Source organism: Bradyrhizobium sp. LB8.2 (assembly GCF_040548035.1).
Lineage (GTDB): Bacteria > Pseudomonadota > Alphaproteobacteria > Rhizobiales > Xanthobacteraceae > Bradyrhizobium.
This window is the reverse complement of record NZ_JBEPQV010000005.1, coordinates 174752-194290: the sequence shown is the minus strand read 5'-3', so window position 1 is coordinate 194290 and position 19539 is coordinate 174752. Positions and strand designations below refer to the sequence as shown.

General features: G+C 56.8%; 22 protein-coding genes and 1 tRNA gene. 17 read left to right on the top strand and 6 right to left on the bottom strand.

The annotated features are described in order from the left end of the window. Window positions 1–326: 326 nt before the first annotated feature. Both ABIB06_RS09105 and ABIB06_RS09100 read left to right on the top strand, forming a co-directional pair. A complete protein-coding gene (locus tag ABIB06_RS09105) occupies window positions 327–935 on the top strand; it encodes a hypothetical protein (RefSeq protein ID WP_354069748.1) in 609 nt (202 codons plus the stop codon). Then, window positions 922–1680, top strand: a complete 759-nt coding sequence (locus tag ABIB06_RS09100; protein WP_354069750.1) for a hypothetical protein — start codon at window positions 922–924, stop codon at window positions 1678–1680. Before ABIB06_RS09105 ends, ABIB06_RS09100 begins: the two co-directional genes overlap by 14 nt. Here the strand turns inward: ABIB06_RS09100 and ABIB06_RS09095 are convergent. Next, window positions 1677–1844 carry a hypothetical protein gene (locus ABIB06_RS09095; protein ID WP_354069752.1) on the bottom strand — a complete coding sequence of 56 codons (168 nt, stop codon included), beginning with the start codon at window positions 1842–1844 and terminating at the stop codon, window positions 1677–1679. The two genes, ABIB06_RS09100 and ABIB06_RS09095, sit on opposite strands and share 4 nt — an antisense overlap. Before the next feature lie 400 nt (window positions 1845–2244). On the opposite strand from ABIB06_RS09095, the gene ABIB06_RS09090 reads away from it, so the two are divergent. The 4 genes from ABIB06_RS09090 to ABIB06_RS09075 all read left to right on the top strand — a co-directional run bounded on the left by ABIB06_RS09090 (window position 2245) and on the right by ABIB06_RS09075 (window position 4201). Next, window positions 2245–3150, top strand: a complete 906-nt coding sequence (locus tag ABIB06_RS09090) for a DUF4258 domain-containing protein (protein WP_354125586.1) — start codon at window positions 2245–2247, stop codon at window positions 3148–3150. A 93-nt stretch (window positions 3151–3243) separates the two neighbouring features. Beyond that, window positions 3244–3687 carry a hypothetical protein gene (locus ABIB06_RS09085; RefSeq protein WP_354125585.1) on the top strand — a complete coding sequence of 148 codons (444 nt, stop codon included), beginning with the start codon at window positions 3244–3246 and terminating at the stop codon, window positions 3685–3687. A 126-nt stretch (window positions 3688–3813) separates the two neighbouring features. Continuing rightward, window positions 3814–3966, top strand: a complete 153-nt coding sequence (locus ABIB06_RS09080; RefSeq protein ID WP_354125584.1) for a hypothetical protein — start codon at window positions 3814–3816, stop codon at window positions 3964–3966. Window positions 3967–4006: 40 nt separating this feature from the next. After that, window positions 4007–4201, top strand: coding sequence for a hypothetical protein (locus ABIB06_RS09075; RefSeq protein WP_354125583.1), 195 nt, complete (start codon window positions 4007–4009; stop codon window positions 4199–4201). A 246-nt stretch (window positions 4202–4447) separates the two neighbouring features. On the opposite strand, the gene ABIB06_RS09070 is transcribed toward ABIB06_RS09075, so the two are convergent. Genes ABIB06_RS09070 through ABIB06_RS09060 form a run of 3 tightly spaced genes read right to left on the bottom strand, consistent with a single transcriptional unit; the run spans window position 4448 to window position 5646 of the window. Then, window positions 4448–4888 carry a hypothetical protein gene (locus ABIB06_RS09070; protein WP_354125582.1) on the bottom strand — a complete coding sequence of 147 codons (441 nt, stop codon included), beginning with the start codon at window positions 4886–4888 and terminating at the stop codon, window positions 4448–4450. Between the two features lie 5 nt (window positions 4889–4893). Continuing rightward, entirely contained in the window at window positions 4894–5109 is a 216-nt protein-coding gene (locus ABIB06_RS09065; RefSeq protein WP_354125581.1) for a hypothetical protein, read from the bottom strand. Between the two features lie 15 nt (window positions 5110–5124). Beyond that, a complete protein-coding gene (locus ABIB06_RS09060) occupies window positions 5125–5646 on the bottom strand; it encodes a helix-turn-helix domain-containing protein (protein WP_354125580.1) in 522 nt (173 codons plus the stop codon). Window positions 5647–6011: 365 nt separating this feature from the next. Here ABIB06_RS09060 and ABIB06_RS09055 point away from each other — a divergent pair, with 365 nt between their 5' ends. The 7 genes from ABIB06_RS09055 (at window position 6012) to ABIB06_RS09025 (ending at window position 14198) form a co-directional block, all read left to right on the top strand. Then, window positions 6012–6227, top strand: coding sequence for a hypothetical protein (locus ABIB06_RS09055; RefSeq protein WP_354125579.1), 216 nt, complete (start codon window positions 6012–6014; stop codon window positions 6225–6227). A gap of 203 nt (window positions 6228–6430) precedes the next feature. Next, entirely contained in the window at window positions 6431–6979 is a 549-nt protein-coding gene (locus tag ABIB06_RS09050) for a hypothetical protein (RefSeq protein ID WP_354125578.1), read from the top strand. 371 nt (window positions 6980–7350) lie between these two features. Further along, window positions 7351–8040, top strand: a complete 690-nt coding sequence (locus tag ABIB06_RS09045; protein WP_354125577.1) for a DUF3800 domain-containing protein — start codon at window positions 7351–7353, stop codon at window positions 8038–8040. 934 nt (window positions 8041–8974) lie between these two features. Further along, window positions 8975–9688 (top strand): recombinase family protein, encoded by a 714-nt coding sequence (locus ABIB06_RS09040; RefSeq protein ID WP_354125576.1) that lies wholly within the window; start codon window positions 8975–8977, stop codon window positions 9686–9688. 241 nt (window positions 9689–9929) lie between these two features. After that, on the top strand, window positions 9930–10439 hold the full coding sequence (locus ABIB06_RS09035) for a ribonuclease H family protein (RefSeq protein WP_354125575.1): 510 nt from the start codon (window positions 9930–9932) through the stop codon (window positions 10437–10439). An 890-nt stretch (window positions 10440–11329) separates the two neighbouring features. Continuing rightward, window positions 11330–12616, top strand: a complete 1287-nt coding sequence (locus ABIB06_RS09030; RefSeq protein ID WP_354125574.1) for a hypothetical protein — start codon at window positions 11330–11332, stop codon at window positions 12614–12616. A gap of 1339 nt (window positions 12617–13955) precedes the next feature. Continuing rightward, on the top strand, window positions 13956–14198 hold the full coding sequence (locus ABIB06_RS09025) for a hypothetical protein (RefSeq protein WP_354069085.1): 243 nt from the start codon (window positions 13956–13958) through the stop codon (window positions 14196–14198). A gap of 880 nt (window positions 14199–15078) precedes the next feature. Here the strand turns inward: ABIB06_RS09025 and ABIB06_RS09020 are convergent. Next, entirely contained in the window at window positions 15079–15438 is a 360-nt protein-coding gene (locus ABIB06_RS09020; protein ID WP_354069087.1) for a hypothetical protein, read from the bottom strand. 408 nt (window positions 15439–15846) lie between these two features. Here ABIB06_RS09020 and ABIB06_RS09015 point away from each other — a divergent pair, with 408 nt between their 5' ends. After that, complete coding sequence (locus ABIB06_RS09015; RefSeq protein ID WP_354069089.1) at window positions 15847–16866, top strand: hypothetical protein; 1020 nt, start codon at window positions 15847–15849, stop codon at window positions 16864–16866. A 15-nt stretch (window positions 16867–16881) separates the two neighbouring features. Further along, window positions 16882–17058: a hypothetical protein gene (locus ABIB06_RS09010; protein ID WP_354069091.1), complete on the top strand. Its 177-nt coding sequence runs from the start codon at window positions 16882–16884 to the stop codon at window positions 17056–17058. A 238-nt stretch (window positions 17059–17296) separates the two neighbouring features. Here the strand turns inward: ABIB06_RS09010 and ABIB06_RS09005 are convergent. Further along, a tRNA-Gln gene (locus tag ABIB06_RS09005) sits at window positions 17297–17370 on the bottom strand. Window positions 17371–17667: 297 nt separating this feature from the next. On the opposite strand from ABIB06_RS09005, the gene ABIB06_RS09000 reads away from it, so the two are divergent. Further along, the gene (locus ABIB06_RS09000; RefSeq protein WP_247446782.1) at window positions 17668–18030 is read left to right on the top strand and encodes a DUF1428 domain-containing protein; all 363 of its coding nucleotides are present in this window, start codon (window positions 17668–17670) and stop codon (window positions 18028–18030) included. Window positions 18031–18247: 217 nt separating this feature from the next. Then, complete coding sequence (locus ABIB06_RS08995; RefSeq protein ID WP_354046716.1) at window positions 18248–19501, top strand: ABC transporter substrate-binding protein; 1254 nt, start codon at window positions 18248–18250, stop codon at window positions 19499–19501. Window positions 19502–19539: the final 38 nt, after the last annotated feature.

Sequence of the window (19539 nt, the reverse complement as noted above, 5' to 3'; positions counted from 1 at the left end):
TCCACCTTGTCCTGCATGCGGGCGAGCAGAGCTTCAGCCGATGCGGTTCCTATCCCGGCCCGCTGGAGCTGGAGGATTTCCTTTCGATGACGGCCGATCTGGGCGCGCATCCGTTCAATCTCGGACCGGACGTATTCGGGTGTGGGCATGGGCGAACCTAGGGTTTTTCCCATCAGAACAAAACAAGAACTATAGAGTCAAGCGGGGGATAGGTCGGATAAACGGAACAAAAAAGCAACTTCCCCTTGCTCGGTGCTCACAACCCATGGATACGGGATGGGCAAGAAACAACGTGCGATTCGCCCCTTTAGTTTGGAAACCGAGTAATGGCAAAGCCGACGAAGCCGACCGGGACTTCCCGGATCAAGTTCATTATGTTCGACGCCGAGATTGCGGACGACCAGATTCAGTCGGTCACGCAGGCGATCACTAACGCCTTGCGTGGCCCGGCAGGTGCGCCCGTGGTGAGGAGGCTTCCGGCCTCCACTCCAGCAAACGGCCACTCCGAGCCTGCCGAAGTTGAGGTGCTGGACGAGGTTGAGGATGAACTCGATACTGTCGATGTGACGCCGACTGCGCCGCGCCAGAAGACGGTGCGCAAGGTCAAGGCTCCCGACATAGTCGAGATCGAAATGCACGCGCCGGTCTCATTTGCGGACTTCGCCAAGGGCAAGGACGACGGCAGCCAGCATAAGAAGTTCATGATCGCCGCCGCTTGGCTTGCCGAACACCGCAGCACGCCCATCGTCACTGATGGACATATCTACACCTGCTTCCGGTCAATCGGTTGGTCCACCGCCATCAACGACTTCGGTCAGCCGTTGCGCGAGCTGAAGGGGCGCAAGTTCTTCACGACACCGGAACGCGGTCACTACGAAATCAATCACATCGGGCTCGACTACGTGAATAAGAAGCTTGTCAATGACGCTGAGTGAATTCGTGGACCAGGTGGTGGGCTTTGACAAGCTGCCACCAAGGGAAAAGATCAAGCTGATCGGTTGGTACCTTCACACGCATGAGGGGAAGGAGCACTTCCACTCCGACCACATTCGCGCGTGTTACAAGACGCTTCATCTCGTAACCAAAGAGAACATAGGCCAGTCTCTGATGCGAATGGCCAGTTACAACACGCCAGACTTGGTTCGCGAGAAGCAGGGCTTCAAGCTGACGCGTCCAGTGCGAAATCAGTTTGATGCAAAGTACGGCGTTCATCAAAGCGTGGTTGCAGTAGATAAAATCCTAACCGACCTGCCGGGGAAAGTACCCTCCGTTGAAGAGCGAGCTTTCCTTCAGGAGGCCCTGACCTGCTACCGCTCGAAGGCGTTCCGGGCGTGCATCGTCATGACCTGGAATCTCGCTTACGCCCACTTGCTGGACTGGATTCTGAAGGACCAGGTCCGGCTGGACGCTTTCAATGCTGCCATCTCAAAGCGGTACCAAAAGATGACGCAGCTCAAAATCAGCAAATACGATGAGTTCATGGACGAGCTAAAGGAGTCGCAGGTCATCGAGATTTGCAACAGCGCCAACCTTATCAATTCCAATATCTTCAAAATATTGAAGGACAAGCTGGACCGACGAAACATCGTTGCACATCCATCAGCCGTGGTTGTGGTTCAGCATCAAGCCGACGATACGGTGAGCGAGCTGGTCAACAACGTGGTGTTGGCGCTGACCTAATCGAACCTTATCAAAGCCCCTACCGAGTCGGCATTGAACGTAACGAGATTTGACCCCTCGACGACATGGACGAGACCGGCCTCTTCGGCGTGAGTCCAAACCTCTTCCTCGGTCGGGAATTCTTTGCTGAGCTTCTGGTCGTCTTCGAACAATGCGTAGGGCATGTGGGATCCTCTACCGAGAGAACTTCTCAACCGAGGGCGGGTTCAGGGCGGCGGTCCCGCATTCGTCAAGGGTGACCGTCTGTGAATTGGGGGATAAGCGGGACATCCCCTTAGCTTTGAATAGGGCGAATAAGTCTCACAACTCTGACTTTGGCCTGACCATCCACGACAGGCTCGGTATCTCTGGAGATAGGTGAGTCGTGCCGTCTCACCGGGACGTCCCGTATATGCCCGGCTTCGCGTCGCATCCGAGAATCATGCAATGGCGCCAGGCGACGTGAATCGCGTGACACCTGGGTGGGAGTCCGGAGGACTTCCGGTTCGCACCTTAGCACTCTCTCCCGCAGGCGGCCTGTCAATCCCGCGAGAGATCGGATTCTCGCCACGATGGAGGCTAGCCTTGGACCCTTTTGAAAGCGCGCCGCTTCGTTGCCCGCAACTGGAAGTTCTTTGTGCAGAACGGAGTTGCCATCCTGCGCATTCTGCACAAGTGAAGTCCCGCTTCCCTGTCTCGACCACTGCTTGTAAGGTCTGGCAGGGCGGGGTGATGGCAAAGCAGAGTTTTGGCAATAGTTTTCGTGAGGCCCTGTGGGAGACGCACGGCAAGAAGTGCTTCCACTGCTCTCATGAGCTTTTGTTCGCAGACATGGAGGTTGACCACATTGTCCCGGAGCATCTCCATCATGGGGAGCCGGAGACCAGATTAGCAGCCCTCACTGAAATTGGTTTGCCTCCGGATTTTGACATTCTGGGCCACGAAAACTTGGCTCCATCCTGCGGGAAGTGCAACGGCGAGAAGAGCGGTTCTATCCTCATAGGGCGCTCGGCCGCGATAGCGCTGACGCGTATCGGGCGCAGCCTTCCAACTCTCAAAGTAAACTTGCAGAAGAGCCGCGATGGGAAAGCTCTAGACGATATGTTGCGATTGCTCTCTCAATCTGTTGAAAAGGGCCGATTTACGAACGAACAATTCCTGAAAAGGTACATGAAGGTGTTTGCCAACACTGAACAGGCTCAGGCTCCCGACTTAAACATCCGGAACTTTGAAGTCGGCAAAATCTTCAACAAAACTAAGTCCCCTGGCTTTACCGACCACGCCAGGCGCTCCATGGAAAGGCGAGGCTTAATGGCGAGCGATATCGCTGAGACGATATTGAGAAACTTGAGCAATGGAACGCTGACTGCCGCCAAAGTGCGTGGTCAAAGCAACCAGTATCTCGTACATGGCGCGGACAACCTCAAGGTCGTGTTTGCCGTCTTCAAGGACACCATCGTGGTGCTATCGGTCTTCGAGGATATGGGCTAACTGCGACACGCTGTCACTGAACATCATTTTGAACATAGACGGCCCAAAGAACATGCTGGATATGAATGGCCTCAGACCCCTGGGAGGCCTCAAATGATTTTTCTCGATGAAATCGTATATCGCCGGTCATTAGGAAAGCTGCAGCGCGAGCGAGAGAAGACAGTGCGTGCATACAAGTCCAAGTGGGAAGCCCTGCTCAAGTCAAAAGGGGGAGCCGACGCGCGCGACGAGCTTCGCCATGACGAGCAATTTGAACTGGAAGAGTGGGACGAGGAAATTGACCAACTGACAACCCGGCACTTACGCGAACAAGCTCGGCGCCTCATCGTGCCGTTACCCGCAATCGATGATGAAAAGGCGTGGTTTGAATCCAAAATGTTCGGATTTAGACTCTTGACCCCGGAAGGGGTGAAAATTGTGCGGAGCGATATTCGAACAGAGCAGAAAGCTAGATGGGAGTTCTGGCAGACGCGCGTGACATTAGGGCTCGCACTAATCGGCAGTGTCTTCGGCATATTGGCCTTTTTCAGGAAGTAGCTTCCGCTACTTTCTACAGCTGGGCAGGCTGTGTGTTTCGCCCTTTAGTGGTGTCGTCCATTCATTATGGCTTCTCGTTGGTCATGGAAAATTCACGTCGCTAGTGAGCTTGCCCGGATAGAAGCCTTGAGCAAGCAAGCGGACGTGATGTGGACGCCAAAGGTGGCGGCGGCGTTGAAGACGCGGGTGAAACCAAAACCGACCAACCGTTCAAAGAAGAACCGTAAGCTGACCTGGTCCTGTCGTGGCTCGATGCCGCACTGGATGCGGATGAGATGAAGGAGTTGAAACTAGAGCCGGATGCGCTTCTTATCAGAAAATGACGACCGCGAAATATCTGGAAAAGGCGGCTCCTGTTCCGACCAGGGAAGCGTATCTGTGGGTTAAGACCGTGCGCAAAGTTTCCGGAGACGACTGGGACTATGAGTTCGTCGGCGACCAAACCGTGTTTTTGTTCGCGAGCAAGGAGGAGGCTGCGCTGTTTGATACCTACCTGTTCACGGAACTGAAGTGATCGTCAATCGGAGATAATTGCGAGAGGATTCCTGCAATAAGTGCCGGGCCTCGCCGCCCCAAAGTGAGGACGTGTCCGACTCAGGCGCCTGATAAGCCAGGAGGGCCTTCGGGCCTTTTTCTTTTGCCCTGTCATGCCCTTCAGGACTCGTTGAACGGCGGCTTGCCCAGCCTATGCTGCCTTCAAGGAGGACCCTTGCATGAGTAAAATCGTTACTGACTTTGAAGCCCTTAACGCAGGGAGGCTTCAGCTATGACGTTTGAGTACCTTGGCCTTGCTGAACAGCAGCTCGATGCGGGGAGCGCCATTGACGGCAGGGTCGCTGTCTTTGCCGTCGCAATAAGCCGCCACGAACTCTTCCGGCGACCGCTCCTTCTTAACGGCGTCCTTGGCGTTGTTGTAGTGGTTCAAGTCGCCGCGGAATCGGATATCAGCATCATCGACCTCCAGCTCGTAGAGGTACGGCTTCTTGCTCAGCGGCCACATCCGCTTCCCAACCGCCTCGCTCTCCCACGCGAACAGGGAGCCGCCGCGGATGCTCTGGCCATTAGGCAGCCTGGCGCGAATGGCGGTCTCCACGACCTTCTCAGTGTCAGTCAGCATGCCGAACGAATCGTGCTTAGGCGTGAGGATCTCGCCTTCCTCGTACAAGTCCTTGTCGTAGCGGTAGACGATCTTCTTGGCCATCAGCTCTACTTCAAAAAATTGTAGACGATGCCACCAACTGCGGTGATGATCGTCGCGATACCAAACGAACCGTACCGGGTCTTGGCAAGGCCGAACATCAAGACTAGCGCGCCGAGCCGTGGACCGAAGGCCTGAGACAAGGCCGGCCCGTGCGCCATCACCTGGCTGAGGTCCGACTCAGTGGGCGTCGCCTTGGGCTTCGTGGGTACCGGTTCACTCATCAGGCACGCTGACTCCTATAATTCGTCCGCCGTTGATTTCTTCACGAGCGCGGGAACGTCCTTGAACATCTCGGAAGCGCTCATCCGGCTGACGGCCCGCAGGAATGCATCGTCCAGGTTGGACTCGAACTCGGTCGGCGCGGTCATCCTGATCCGCGACTCGGCGTAAGGCGTGAGCATCTCGACCAGTGGGTTCATGTCGTAGGCAACCGGGTCCTTCGGGTGCCGCTTCTTCATCTTCCGGATAAAGCCACCCTTCTGCAGGCGTGACAGGGACCGCTGAACCGTCCGCGGACTAACCCCCATGCGCTTAGCGATCGTGATGCTGTGCGGAAAGGGCATCCGGTCCGCGGCGTGCCAATGGGCGAGATAGTTCATCAAGACGTTGAGGTCGTCCGGCCGGAGCCCCAGCTTCCCTTGGAAAAGAAGGATGACGAAGGGTAGGGCGAGATATCCGGGATCAGCCACGATTCCCCATCTGTCCCTGACACGCGTCAGGTCCCGGGGAATGGTGTCTATGGGCTCGACGTTCTCCATGACGACCCACAAAGCAGAAAAAACACGTCCGGCCTAGCGGTCCTCTATTGATTTAGACAGGTCTGACGGTTTTTAGCTCATGCACCCCTATCATTGTACCGGATGGGCCGTTCGGTGATAGTCAGGAGCGAACGCGTGCGGGCACCTGCGAGGAGATGTGGTCGTCGCAATCACAATTTCTAAAAAAACGAATTTTCGCTTGTGCCGTCGGGAAAACAGTGATTGAGTCCGCCCGAGAACGTATAGGGAACATAAATGCTCGGGATGCTATATGCGGGGATAACCTGAGTGGTGGCGGGTATTCCCGCGGCTTTGCGGCATTAGAAGTGAGTGAAGGCGTTCGGCGAGAACTCAGGAGGTCGGCGGTGTCTGACCAAGAACTGCGGAATGAAAATCTCATCGAGGTGTTGAAGCGCAATGGCGACTTCAGCAAGAACTATGGGCCGTTCCTCGGGGCGCTGTTGTACTGGCTGTCGATGAAAGCGGCTAAGCCTAGGTCCTTTTGGTGGAGCGGGCTGATTGCTGCTGCGAGTGTGGCCGGTGGCCTCGTGTTGAAGTACGGTCTCCCGGCTTTTGGGTGAGAAACATACTGAAGTGGCAGTTAGAACACGTGGCCGGCTTAGAGCTTGCGCAAGGGTACGACTTTATGAAACGCACGTTCTTTGGACGGATGACGCATCGCATCTCATTGCTTCACCTACGCCCCGTGGTGTGGTCGCGTTTTTGGGCGGTTAGCAGCTCGCCAGCAGCCCGTATGACGGTGCTTATTCCCTTGATAGGCTACTTGATCATCTTCAACGCAAAGATCGCGGAGTATCTGCATGTCATTCGTGAGCTGGGCGGCTCGCCGAACGAGGTGTCTGTCTCGCCCAGGTTGCTGCTCATATATTTCGGACTCTGCGCTATCGCGGCGGCAGTCGCTATTTACTCGTGGCGCTGTCCAAACGCTGTCAAATACTACGGCTCTGCCAATGCCTACGTTTCAGCAGTGAAGGATGTAAGCGGCGACTTTCCGATGGTTGATATCGAGAAAGCGTTCACTCACAACAACGATAAGTACTTCAAAGAGTATTGGGGAATCAGGGAGCGCTACAAAAAGACAAACCCGAGCGGGCAGACGGAGACAGAGGCACAGAAGCGAGAGATGTATATCGGATACTTGCATCTGCATTACAGATACCTCGACGAGCTTCATCCCATATCCCGCGTCGTGGTCGCGGTTTTGTACTCCATCGGCTTTGTCTGCCTTCTTGTTCCGTCAGCAGGCGTATTCTGGAGAGTGGCCCTAATACTCTGGCAAACGCTGACGCAGGACATCAAGATGCTGTTCTAAGTTGCCAGCTTCTGTGTTGCTGTGCGCAGAATTGTACCGTCCCGGCCGGGCGATCACCTCTCGCACGGGAAAGTCCAAAGTCGGGAAACGGCTGTGAGGGTATTTTACCCCGCGTAGGCTGAATGGACCCGTCCACCGTGTCCAGCAACGGGAACAAGGAGAGGGCACCAGGAGCAGCTTTGGCCGTTTGTCCTATCCGCCGTCCTCAACTCGCCAAACAACAAGGCCCCGTCGTGGGGGCCTTTGCGGTGTGCGGGCTTAGTCGATCGAACTGCCGTCCTGGACAACATGCGACTGGAAGTTTCTGCTTCAGGCCGGTGTAACTGTTCTGAGCATTCTTCCCTGCTAACCCGTGAGATTGTGCTGTGTACGTGACCTATTTCGACGAAGTGAAGTCCCAGCCATCACAGGGCCAGAACTACTATTTCGTTGGCGGCATCTGCGTGCCCATGGACAAGATCATGGAGATTGAAAGCCAACTGAATAACCTTGCCATCGAGCTGTTTGAAACGGCAGACCTTACGCCGGAGACTTGCTTCCACGCTCGCTTGATCCACTTCAAGAAGGGGCCTTTCGGCAACATGGATTTTCCGGAACGCCTAGCAGTCCTGAAGCGCCTGACCGAGATCCTGGCGAACGCGCCTGTGAAGCGGGTCTACGTGGCCATTGATTACGAAAAACTAAAGGCAAAGCACAAAATCGCGGAGATCGCGTTCGCCCACTTCTGCGAGCGTGTCGAGATGGCGATGAATCAAGCAGAGCGGACAATCCTGATCGGCGACCTGGACAATCAGGAGTTCAAGAACATGATCGCGGACTTCGCCCGTTACCGAACAAAAGGTACGCCGTGGGATTGGGGCATCAAGATCACCAGTATCGTGGACTCGGTGCACTTCGCGCGATCGCACCACTCCCGCATGATCCAGCTTGCCGACATCTACCTGTACACAGTCTCGCACCTCTACGGCAGTCGGAAGGGTGGGTTTGCTGATGCTTACTCGGGCGTTCTGAAGGAATTCAATCTATTTCCGACACGCTACAAAGTCTGGCCGCTTAACTGAGTTCATGTTTGCGCGATTCGCATTTGGCTTATCGTTGGTTGAAAGTTCTGCTTCGGTGCGTGCTTTCACAGCGACAGGCATGAGAAGAAGGCCGCTGCGAGTGCGGTGTAGCCAGCCGTCTTCTATTCCGTGGATTAGCATCCAGGCTGCGTCGAAGACGGTTCTGGAAGACGGCTACACCATTCAGCCGTGCAAGCCTGATGATGAGACTGAAATCCCTGTCCCGCCGCCTGCGGTATGAGTTATCGGAAGGCCAATCCGCTGCGCGGACCTTAGACCCCACGCCGCCTGCCCGGTGGGCGTTCAAAGAGGCTTGGGGCTCAAGACACGGGGCGACGGATAGAGCTGTATGCGGGCTAGATTCTGCGCTACCCCATGCCGAGAAACCCGAGGAGAATGGAATTCTCCATTTCGGATACACTATCCCCGAACTGTCCCCGACCTTGCGCACCGTAGTGAGTTTTAGTGCCCTGTCCTGCCGATGCAGGAGGCGCTAAGAGCTTGAAAGCACTACGGTGCACGTACTGCAAAGTGGTTTTGTAAACCAACAGTCGAGAACGAATTCTCTGATTCAAAGCCATTTCGCAGCGCAAATATCTGAAACACGCGAGAGCAATTAGAAAGCCCGGCCGATATTACGGAAAGGGTCCCGCATCTCAGAAGTGACCTTGTGGCGACTACTCGCCGGTTTCCCCCGTGTAGCCGGTTGGAAACTGAAATCTAAGTTCAAAGCAACAAACGCGGCACCTGGTCACGTGCGAAACGCGGTGCGTGCGGACACGCAATCGAATAAGGCTGGTGCGATCGCTTGCTTCGCGTGAGTCAATAAGCCGCATTCATCTTGATTTGTCGGAGGCTCAGACCGCCACTAACAATGGTGTCAACGCTCGTTGACTAAGTTGTAATTGAGGAGCGTGAGCGAAGGATCACGGCAATGAAGGGCAAGTTCGTCGCGTACTACCGCGTTTCCACGCGCAAACAGGGGGCCTCGGGCCTAGGTCTTGAAGCACAGAGGACTGCCGTTGCGACCTATCTTGGTGGTCGGACAGCTCGGGTGGTCGTGGAGTTCACTGAGGTAGAGAGTGGACGGCGAAGTGATAGGCCGGCGCTGGAGCGTGCACTAACGGCAGCACGGGTACATCAAGCGGCCCTAGTGGTAGCTAAGGTGGATCGCCTCACTCGCTCAGTAGCCTTCCTCTCCCGCCTCTTGGAGGCAGGTGTTGATGTCCGGTTCGCTGACCTCCCCGCGATGGAGGGACCAACGGGCCGCTTCATGCTGCAACAGATGGCGGCGGTAGCCGAGCTAGAGGCCGGCCTGATCTCTTCGCGCACCAAGGCAGCCTTAGAAGCGGCAAAGGCCAGAGGACAAAGCCTTGGAGGCAATCGCGGAAGCACCCTGTCCAGCAAGGCGCGCGCAAGCGGGAGGGATCGACAAGCCGCTATTGCTCAACGGCGGGCCAATGACTTGGCTCCTTTGATTGAGGAGGTGCGGGCTGCTGGGCACAAGTCGCCCACTGAGATAGCCCGAGCACTCACAGAACGCGGTATTCCAACCGCGCGAGGACACCGAGAGTGGTCGGCGCCACAGATCATCCGCATCGAGGCTCGGCTGCAGCGAGCCACGCGGGAGCTCCAGAGAAGAGGCTAAAGGTTGGCACACTTCTTGGAATCGCCCTGCGGCTTGATCATCTCCCTGGCGTCTGAAAATCGCAGAACTGGTCTTGTTTGATTGCGCTTGATTCTTACATTTAACGAATAGTCATTTCGCCTCGCGGGGGAAGAACGGTCACCGGGCCGTTCATCCTGTGTCCCCCAGGAAACCAAGCCAATAATTCCGTAGCGGACGCTCCGCCATTGCGGGCCATACGCATGCGCGAAAGGAAATGACTATGAAGTCCATCGAACGTTGGCCGTATCGCGCGGCTGAACCCGATCTCCCGGCCGGAGATTATGTAGCGTGGATAGCCTCAACCGATGACCCAAAGCCTGATGGCTCGCCTGGGCAGTCGGTATGCAGTTGGTTGATACGGAGCACTGACGGCGAGATTGAGTATCGATCTCCCCCAAAAATCAGCCGCCGCAAATTCAGCGACGAGAAGCGAGCTTTGGCTGCTGGGCTGATCGGGGTCTTGGAGTCCCTTGAAGCCAATAGCTTCGTCATCGTCTATGCGGCTGGCACATACATTAGCGATGGGGTCGAATACGCCGAAGCCTGGCGCGAGCGAGGCTGGCGCCGAAATCTAAAGGAAGTGACGAAAAATCCAGATGCATGGGCTCGCTTCCTGCAGCTTTGCGAGGAGCGTGACCATTACATCATCGTGCGCCCTTGGCCAAAGGGACAGCACAAGTCGATTCGGCGTGCCATGAGAACCAAAGTTCGTTCGGCTCGAACGCGCTAAGAGAGCCTCCTGTCATGACGCTCAATCCAAGAGACGCGCGGACGCAGGCTATTTCCAAGCGGGTAAACGCTAACGCCTCCGACACATTCACTTCGTGCGCGATTCCGGGCTGCGGCCGCCCCACCATGAGAGCGGCTGGTACCGGGTTAGCTCCGTTCCACTGCCGACCTCATGTCGAGCACCGGGCACGTCACGGGAGCCACTGGCACGGCACCTACACCGCTGCGGAGTTAAAGCCGTATCTGTCCGCAGCGACTTCGTATGTCCGCTTACGGGCTGCGAACGATCGGTTCATTGCGTCGGCTATCGAGGCCGTGCGGCTAACCTTAGCGGAAGCCGGGCCGGTTGAGATTGCCACGCGGCTGAAAGGGATGTCGGCAGCGAAGCGGGCAAAGATCGGTATCGCCAGGCTGAGAGCCGCAGGCATTCCGCCCGAGCGCGTCGTCTCAATTGTGCTCGCCGTGTCGGCGCTGATCGAGGACGACCCTGCGTCCCACCGGACAAAGGAGTTCCGCACGGTCCAAATTTGCAAAGCAGTCCACCGTTTGGCCAGCGGCACAGGATGGGTGATCTATGACTCTCAGGGCCGCGAGCATCGGTCCAGAACCCGTGCCTATCCAAAGTCATCTGGTCCCGTGCTCCGCTTGATGGGTCGGATGCTTGAAGAGCCCTGCGAGTGGGTCATTGAGAAGCACCTCGCGGGCGTCTTGGCGCATAGGAAGCGCTATGGGCGGCATTCAGCTTGTGCTGCTGGCTGATTGACTATTTGGCGTCGGTTTTTCGAATGCAGCATCATTCCCGAGACATCTGGTCGGACTTGAAGGGTACGCACATGTTGAAGGTCGAAGCCGATCACTTTGAACATAGACGATAGACAGGCTGCGCTTACAATGAATCCTGAGCCCAAGCCTATGTGGTTCGACCCGCAGCTTCGCGCGAAGAGCGACGAGCTTCTGGGCGCAGTAAGTCGGTTATCGAACACGCTGCTAGAGCACGAAACAGCGACCGGCCTCCGTGAGCGAGCGCGGAAGGACGCCGACCGCAAAAATTTCTATGCGGCCGTGGAGGCGCTGGCCTGCAATCTCATCCTTCTGAAGGCCACCGGCACCAATGCCAAGCTGGCTGTGCCCCGCTCACACGGCTTTCTCTGGCAAGGCAGCACCAGGGCGAACCCTGTCTATGGTCAGCATTTCTTGACAGCGATCGACCTATTGGCATCGTTGGGCTTTATCACGGAGGCGCGGCGCGGCTATAGGATCTCCGCCAAGTCAAGAATGCCGTCGCTTATCGGACCAACGGATAGTCTTACGCAGCATCTCCCGCTTGCGCCGCCAGACTGGCAAAGCGTCCAACAGATTGATGACCCCATCTTCATAATCTTGAAGGAAGGAAAGGATGAACATGGACACGCCGCCCCTATCGCGTTTCGGGAGACTGCCCAATCTCGCAAGTTTGCGAACCAAGTCCGACGCTTAAACAAATTCCTGCGCGAGGCGGACGTTGAGGTAACGGGCCAGGACACCGGCCTCTCCTTAGGCAAGGATGGGTATATCATTGCACCCTATCGCCGCTCACTGCGCCGCATCTTCAACAATGGCACATGGCAACACGGCGGCCGTCTCGCGGGCGGCTTTTGGATGTCGATGGAGAGAGCCGAGCGAGGCCGCATCCGTATTGACGGCGAGCACATCGCGAACGTGGATTATCGGCAGCTATTCCCGCGCCTAGCCTACGTACGAGCCAGGGAAGCCCAGCCCGAAAGCGATATCTATGATGTGGCCGGAGATGGCACCGGACGCGATGGTTGGAAAAAGCTGATGAACGCGATGGTGTTCTCAGATGGACCGCTAAGGAACTGGCCCGAAGACACGCGCCAGCATTTTCCCACCGGCACCAAATTGCGAGATGCCATTGAGATGCTTGAAGAGAAGCACGCGCCGATCAAGCATTTGTTCGGTGCTGGCCTGGGATTTCAGTTGATGCGCATTGAGAGCGACATGATCATCGAGGTCACGACTTATCTGGCCCAAGCCGGGATCACAGCGTTGCCGCTCCACGATGCCGTGCTTGTCGCGGAATCCAAGGCCGACTTTGCAGCGAGGGCGATGCAAGCCCATTTTGAGCGAGGGACGGCCTCTCCAGGCGCGATTGTTTCGACGGTATTCTGGCAGTCTTGACAATGACTTAACTTCTTATGCCTCCGCTAATGGAGGAGCAACAGAGGGGGAGACTTAGAGGCATAAGGGGTTGCTTCCAAGTTCTCTCCTTTATTTGTTGCCTTCGAGCGAGGGTGATTGCTCACCATCCTCCTTATTAGACCATCGGCACGCCCTCCATCGACGTCACTTATGAGGGGCCAAGAGTCTCATCGAGGTCGCTAGAACTGATTGGCTGTGCAGGTTGGCTTAGGACGCTCAATTGGGAAATATACGGGGCTGGGGCTCACTTGGTTGGCTGTGGTCACCTCTTGAATCGCTCTAATAGGCCAGTGCGATGCAAACCGGGCGTCCGAAGAGTCTGCCCTGGTTAGAAGCTGACATCTGCCTCAGCACCAGGAAGGTCTGCTGAGGACCATCAGGCGACATGCAATTGACCGAGTACTTCTAATCGACAGGCCGATTCCCTCGTTGCCGACTCCGTTTGTCATCTGCGAACAGGCACTCAATCAGCACGCATCGGGCGTCCACACCTTCGTCCCAAGCACCCACGCGGCCCGTCACGCCGGGCCCCAAGGTTTGCGCCGGATACTGGCGAGGAGGCTGTGTGACGTACTTGACCCATACCGATCGGGTGGGGTGATTGTTTCGAGTCATGCAGACCTTTTGGCCACCCGTATGCCACCACCAATCCGAAATGTATGCGAAGCTGCAAATTTCAGCCGATGCAGTGGTGACACTGACGACAAGTATTGCGATCGCAACTGCTAATTTTCTCATATGCCCCTCCCGCTGAAATGCAACCTGAAGTTAATATCGTCTTCTGCCAAAAGACAAGCCTGCGCTTGCACGAGAGCTGGGCCAAACCCTGCCATTTTCGAATTTGGCCGCTGAGGGTCGAACCAGGCCATCGCCCAGCAGGACAAGTCAAAGCACTTGCCTCCCCGACCAAGTTGTAGGACAATGCCACCACATTCTGGGCGCGATCTGGACTAAAGATAGTTCTTTATTTTTGACACTCCACAGCAATCCACGATTACGTTGGTGCTAGGAGAATGTATATGAACAAGGCAGTTGCGCGTTCTGCAGCGACGTTGTCGCTTTTCGTCTTCACCGCATCAATACCGGGATTAGCTTTCGCTCAGGTGGCCGTTGTCGGCCGACCGACAAGCACAACAACGACGCATCCAGACGGATCAAAGGAAGTCGTTACGCCCGATGGGAAGCACTCGTTCTACAACTTTGATGGTTCTCCACGAGGTATCAATAAGACTTGTTCGGCGACCGGTATGGGCCCAGCTAGATGCTCCTATTGGGGGCCTAACAGCTACGGGGGAAAGAACTAGAGCGGGAGGTGGTAATGCGATTGATACTTGCATTGTTCTTTCTGGCCATGCAGCTGCCAGCGCATGCCCAGACTGCCCAAGAAACTCTCGACAACAACATGAAGAACGCCAAAGAAGTTACGGAGCGTCAGCAGAAAGAACGCGACAAAGAAATGATGCGCGACAAATCGCACGACAATCGGCTGATGATCAACAAAGATACTTCCCTCGGTGTCAATAAGGGTGGCGTGAATGTACGGACCACCCGCGGTCAATAGGCCCTTCCTCACGGGAGACAAACTGTGCGATCACAAGTCTCCGACGCCGGTTGAATTACGCGGTTCTTAACGGCACGCGGGGGCTTCGTCGTTACGCGCCCTCAGTACTAAAAAATTGCGCATCGACGAGCGGCGCTGGTTCACCTAGCAATAGTGCCGGGTGGCGTTTTACCACGCATCTTGCCACGATCCTGCGGGGGTGGCCCACTAGCTGGCGCCGCGCTGCCTGGACCAACCGTATCCGCGCCCGCCGGGCGGGGGTTGAATGGCCTGGGCACCAGCGGCACGTTGGGATCACCTCTGGTGCAGTTCGTCATTCCGTTTGACCCAGAACCACCGCACTCCTGAGCCGACGCCAAGCTCATGGAAGTGAGGAATGCTAGCGACGCCAGAAAAACAGTCCTCGCAAGAAGCATTGCCGATCCTCCGAACCTGAAAAAGCATGAGGCCCAACCCCAGAGAACGATCTAGTCTAAACACCACCAGACTACGTGATCAATTGAATCTTCGATCGGGTCACGAAAGGTGACAGGAGCACGCGTCCCGCCACAGGCGACAGACACTACTCCTCGCGGTCCGTGCTCAAAGTCACCTGCCTGACACCGGGCACAATTTTGGGATCAGCCCCGCATTTTCTTCGTTGGAGCGAAAACATCGTTAGAGCACGCGCCGGGCGCGCCAACACAACGATGGTGCAATTGCGGTTGCCCCTTTAGACCGGACTGACATAGGTGCGAACACCGCCTCTAAGGCCAAATCCTTTTGGGACAGCCCGAGACTCTTGGGCCTTCCGCCACCACCCCGATGATGCCTGCCTCGTCTTCCACCCTGAAACGGGCCAACATGAATGAGCGACGCTCTACGAGGTGTTGCCGCGATATTAGATCAGACCGAATAGTCCCATGAAGGCCCACCTCGCAGCCAGTATCGGCACCGCGATCTCGAACACATTGAGAAACAGACTTGCAATACCCATTAGGAGCGCCAGCACGGGCCTGCTGCGTGCACGGTTGAGATAGAAGTCCCGATGTGCAGCGAAGAGATAGTGACTTGCAGCTCCGAATATGAGCGCAGCACCAAACATTCCGCCGATGAAGAACACTGCCCCTTGCCAAGACAGGAAGGACGCCGTCTCGGTCGTCGCGAAATAGTAAATGCCGGTCGCGATCCAAAGCAACGAGGCGGTCCGGCCAGCAGCAGCCTGTTTCTTCTCGGTGAGCGCAGTTGCCGTCGCATCCATCGTTCCAACTCCCGGAGGCTGGCCCACGGTGCGCCCCCGTAAGCAATTGCCTCTTGACCCCTGGTGATCGGGGAGTTGGAAAACCGAACAAGCCGGTCCCTACGACTTTTAGTTCCGGAGAACCTGGACATACGTCGCAGGCTCCCCGACCATAACGGTCAAGGACTCGGTGCCAAACCCGGCGACACCAACCGCTTATTCAGGGTTTCCACGCCCCGGAGCGACGCGTATCGCTCAACAAGGATTCTGACGGATGTGCTCGCGCCGATGCAACAGTCGGCGTTGAAGGCGGAACGCACCCTACCGAGCCATGGGACGCTCTTGGTGAGACGGATTGCCTCATGGCGCGCCCTCAACGTAAGGTAATGTTGGCTAAGGAATCGTTCATCGTCAGGGAAAGCGACGGTCATGCTGGTCGTGCTGGAAGACACAAAGCAGAAGAAGGTCGCTCAGGCGGCGTTAGAAAGAAATCTAAAGGCCGCTCTCAGGCCGCATGGACTTCACACCATCGGCTTCCCCGGCGGCAATTTTGATTTGCCCTTGTTTTCGGCTGGGGCGGGCCGACTTTGGGTTGCGTTCGGTGGCGCCTCGCAAGACGCTCCAATCCCCCGTTATTGGAATGCATTCGGTGTGTATCAGCCTGAAAACCATGCGCAATCAATAACGGTCGAAATCAACATACCGACCGTGAGCATTGGCGCCCAAGTGTCCGGTTTTTTTGCCGAAGATACTGCAACCGGCGACCTCTTCCTGATGCACAGCGGCAGAATAGGCGGTGGCCGTCCCGGGATTGGCAAGACTGCATTTCTTGTTTGGTCAAAAGCAAAGCTTGTCGAAGTTATGGACCAGGGTAAGGGGCGACGAATGGGCATAGCTGTGGCCAAAATCAACGGCGCCGATTTAGCTAGCCGCATCGAAGCGTTCGTCGGGAGCGTCTACAGTTTCAAGGACCAAGTAGCGCAGGGCGCATTGCAAACGGCCGAATTTAAGCGGCGAGTAGAAGAATTTGACCGCTACAGCAGAGAGTTTTCCGGCAAGAAACGCGGCGCACGAGACGACCACTTCGAATACCTCACCTACCATGGTGATATTGTGCAGAGGCTTTATGAAGAGAGGACATCCAAGCTTTCACGCGGTGAGAAGGTGTTCAACTCTACCCTCATTGATCTGTTCGTGAAGAGAGACGGGATTCTCTCGGAAGTTTACGAAGTAAAGACTGGCGTGGGACGACAGATGCTTTACACCGCGATCGGACAGCTCGTAACGCACGCAACGAACGGCAGTGGGCAAGTGACTAAGTTTCTCGTGCTTCCCTCTGACGAGAGCGTCCCAGAAGACTTGGATCGAGCGATTTCGTACCTCGGGATCAAAGTCAGGCGCTTTTCGCTGAAGGGCAAAGGCGGAGATAAATCTGTCGAGATCGACTAGGATTCGGGATGCGCCTTGGAATCACACGGCGGATGCCCGGACGCTTTAGGTCTGGTCGAGCATTTTCAGGACAGCCTCAACCTGCTGCAACTTTTGCCGCAGGGCTTTCCCCTCAGCCTTGTTGCTAAAGATGCGCCCGTGAAGGTCAGCACGAAGCCGCTCCAGTGTCTGCATCGCGGGTTTGTGGGATAGTCTTTCCTTGGTGGCAAATACTCGTCCCCTAAGCCCAAGAGACGCGCGAACTCCGCAAGGTCAGGTAGCTCGCCACTTTGCAGGATATCAGCAAGGCGGTCGCAATCGCGGTCTGCATCGGACATTAAAAATTCAGACATCCGTTAGGGGCAAGCGTTAGGGGCGGCGTTGGGGTACAGCAGGCGCCCAGCCTAAAACAATTCAGAGATTTGAAGAGGTTACGCCATAGTGCAACAGATGGCTGGGGAACTAGGATTCGAACCTAGACAAACAGAGTCAGAGTCTGTTGTGCTACCGTTACACCATTCCCCAACGGAATAGCCGAACAAATTCAATGACTTGTTGACTTGTCCGGCCGTGGCCGACGGCGCTTATCGCGCAAATCACGGCTCAGGCGTGGAGGGTTTCTACCCGCTCGGCTGTGGGCTGGCAAGCGCTCCGGTGCAGGTGTGTTTTGCGGTCCAATCGGGGGCGTGAGCGGCCGGATCTCAGGCTCCGGCGGCGCGCCGCAGCGGCGCGCGACGGTTTGCCTCATCGGAAAATCACGTTTCCCAGTCGGATCGGCGCCCGCTGCATCGTCCTTGGACATGCAACCCAAGGAGATCGGTGATGCCCTATGTCGATGGTTTCGTGCTGGCCGTGCCGAAGGACAAGATCGAGCCCTACAAGGCGCTGGCGAAAACGGCCTGCGCGATCTGGATGGAGCACGGCGCGCTGGATTATGTCGAATGCATCGGCGACGACGTGCCCTATGGCGAGCTCACTTCGTTTCCGCGCGCGGTGATGGCCAAGGAGGACGAGATCGTGGTGTTCTCCTGGATCGTCTATCGCGACCGGGAAACTCGCGACGCCGTCAACAAGAAGGTGATGGCGGACCCCCGGCTGAAGTTGGACGGCATGCCGTTCGACGGCAAGCGCATGATCTATGGCGGCTTCACGACGCTGCTGAGGGCGAGCGACGTGGTGGGGTGAGCGCACGCTGCGCAGCCTCGTAGGGTGGGTACGCTGGCGCTAACCCACCCTATAAACGGTGTTGCTTATGCAGCATCGTGGCAATTCGTTTCACCTTGCCGGTATCGGGCTGGCATGCCATCCTCTCATCACCAGGCATAATCAAACGGAGGCGGGCGCTTAGCCGAGCTTTCCAAAAAAAACCTGGTTGGGGAAACCCTTTGGGAGGTCTGATTTCATGAGATTGAAGCACGTCACGGGGCTGCTTTGCGCGGCCGCGATGTCCCTTGTGCTCGCTTCAGGCGCGCGAGCGCAGGACAAGGTCGTCAAGATCGGCGCGATCCTGCCGATGTCCGGCGGCACCGCCTCGATCGGCGCGCATGCCAAGGCGGCGCTCGAGGTCGCCATGGACATCATCAACAACGCCCATCCCGAGCTCGGCAATCTGCCGCTGGCGAAGAACGCAGGCCTTTCCGGCCTTGGCGGCGCCAAGATCGAGATCGTGTTCGCGGACAACCAGGGCAACCCGGCGACGGGCCAGAACCAGGCGCTGCGTCTGATCACGGAGGACAAGGTGGCCGCTTTGTTCGGCTCCTATCAGTCCGGCGTCACGCTGACCTCGAGCGCGATCGCCGAGAAATACGGCATTCCCTTCCTGAACTCCGAGTCGGTCGCCGCCAATCTCACCGAGCGCGGCTTCAAATGGTTCTTCCGCACGACGCCGATCGCCACCGACTTCGCCAAGGCCTATGTCGACTTCCTCGCCGACATCAAGGCGCAGGGTGCCAAGACCGATGCAATCGCACTGGTTCACGACAACACCGAATACGGCACCTCGGTCGCCAACACCATCAGCGCCGCCTTCAAGGACAAGGGGCAGGCCATCGCAATTGACGTCGCCTATCCCGTCAATGCGACCGATTTGCAGGGTCAGGTGCTCCAGCTCAAGGAGAAAAAGCCCGACGTCATCATCATGATCAGCTACACGTCGGACGCGATCCTGTTCGCCAAGACCATGCAGTCGCTCGACTACAAGCCGCCCGTGCTGCTCGCCGACGACGCAGGCTATTCCGATCCGTCCTTCATCAAGGCGGTCGGCAAGATTTCGCAGGGCGTCTTCAATCGCTCGTCCTGGGCGGTGGGTCCATCCGGCTCGCCGTCCGCCATCATCGCCGACATGTACAAGAAGAAGAGCGGCGAGGAGATGGATGACACGGTCGGCCGCCAGATGCAGGGCTTTTTCGTGCTGGCCGATGCGATCGACCGCGCCGGCTCGACCGATCCCGCCAAGATCCAGGCCGCGCTGAAGGCGACGGATCTGAAGCCCGAGCAATTGATGATGGGCTACAAGGGCGTGAAGTTCGACGACAAGGGCCAGAACGTGCTCGCCTCCGGCCTCATCATCCAGCTCCAGGACGGCGAGAACTACACCGCGGTGTGGCCCAAGGGAAATGCCGAGAAGGCGCCTGTGCTGCCTTACAAGGGCTGGTGAGATTTAAAGGCGGGGCTGCGCGCTCCGCCATTCCCATG

Coding starts and splice junctions, on each gene's coding strand:
- ABIB06_RS09105 (WP_354069748.1), top strand. CDS start 327: ATGGCAAAGCCGACGAAGCCGACCGGGACTTCCCGGATCAAGTTCATT.
- ABIB06_RS09100 (WP_354069750.1), top strand. CDS start 922: ATGACGCTGAGTGAATTCGTGGACCAGGTGGTGGGCTTTGACAAGCTG.
- ABIB06_RS09095 (WP_354069752.1), bottom strand. CDS start 1,844: ATGCCCTACGCATTGTTCGAAGACGACCAGAAGCTCAGCAAAGAATTC.
- ABIB06_RS09085 (WP_354125585.1), top strand. CDS start 3,244: ATGATTTTTCTCGATGAAATCGTATATCGCCGGTCATTAGGAAAGCTG.
- ABIB06_RS09075 (WP_354125583.1), top strand. CDS start 4,007: ATGACGACCGCGAAATATCTGGAAAAGGCGGCTCCTGTTCCGACCAGG.
- ABIB06_RS09070 (WP_354125582.1), bottom strand. CDS start 4,888: ATGGCCAAGAAGATCGTCTACCGCTACGACAAGGACTTGTACGAGGAA.
- ABIB06_RS09065 (WP_354125581.1), bottom strand. CDS start 5,109: ATGAGTGAACCGGTACCCACGAAGCCCAAGGCGACGCCCACTGAGTCG.
- ABIB06_RS09060 (WP_354125580.1), bottom strand. CDS start 5,646: ATGGAGAACGTCGAGCCCATAGACACCATTCCCCGGGACCTGACGCGT.
- ABIB06_RS09040 (WP_354125576.1), top strand. CDS start 8,975: ATGAAGGGCAAGTTCGTCGCGTACTACCGCGTTTCCACGCGCAAACAG.
- ABIB06_RS09035 (WP_354125575.1), top strand. CDS start 9,930: ATGAAGTCCATCGAACGTTGGCCGTATCGCGCGGCTGAACCCGATCTC.
- ABIB06_RS09030 (WP_354125574.1), top strand. CDS start 11,330: ATGAATCCTGAGCCCAAGCCTATGTGGTTCGACCCGCAGCTTCGCGCG.
- ABIB06_RS09025 (WP_354069085.1), top strand. CDS start 13,956: ATGCGATTGATACTTGCATTGTTCTTTCTGGCCATGCAGCTGCCAGCG.
- ABIB06_RS09020 (WP_354069087.1), bottom strand. CDS start 15,438: ATGGATGCGACGGCAACTGCGCTCACCGAGAAGAAACAGGCTGCTGCT.
- ABIB06_RS09015 (WP_354069089.1), top strand. CDS start 15,847: ATGCTGGTCGTGCTGGAAGACACAAAGCAGAAGAAGGTCGCTCAGGCG.
- ABIB06_RS09000 (WP_247446782.1), top strand. CDS start 17,668: ATGCCCTATGTCGATGGTTTCGTGCTGGCCGTGCCGAAGGACAAGATC.
- ABIB06_RS08995 (WP_354046716.1), top strand. CDS start 18,248: ATGAGATTGAAGCACGTCACGGGGCTGCTTTGCGCGGCCGCGATGTCC.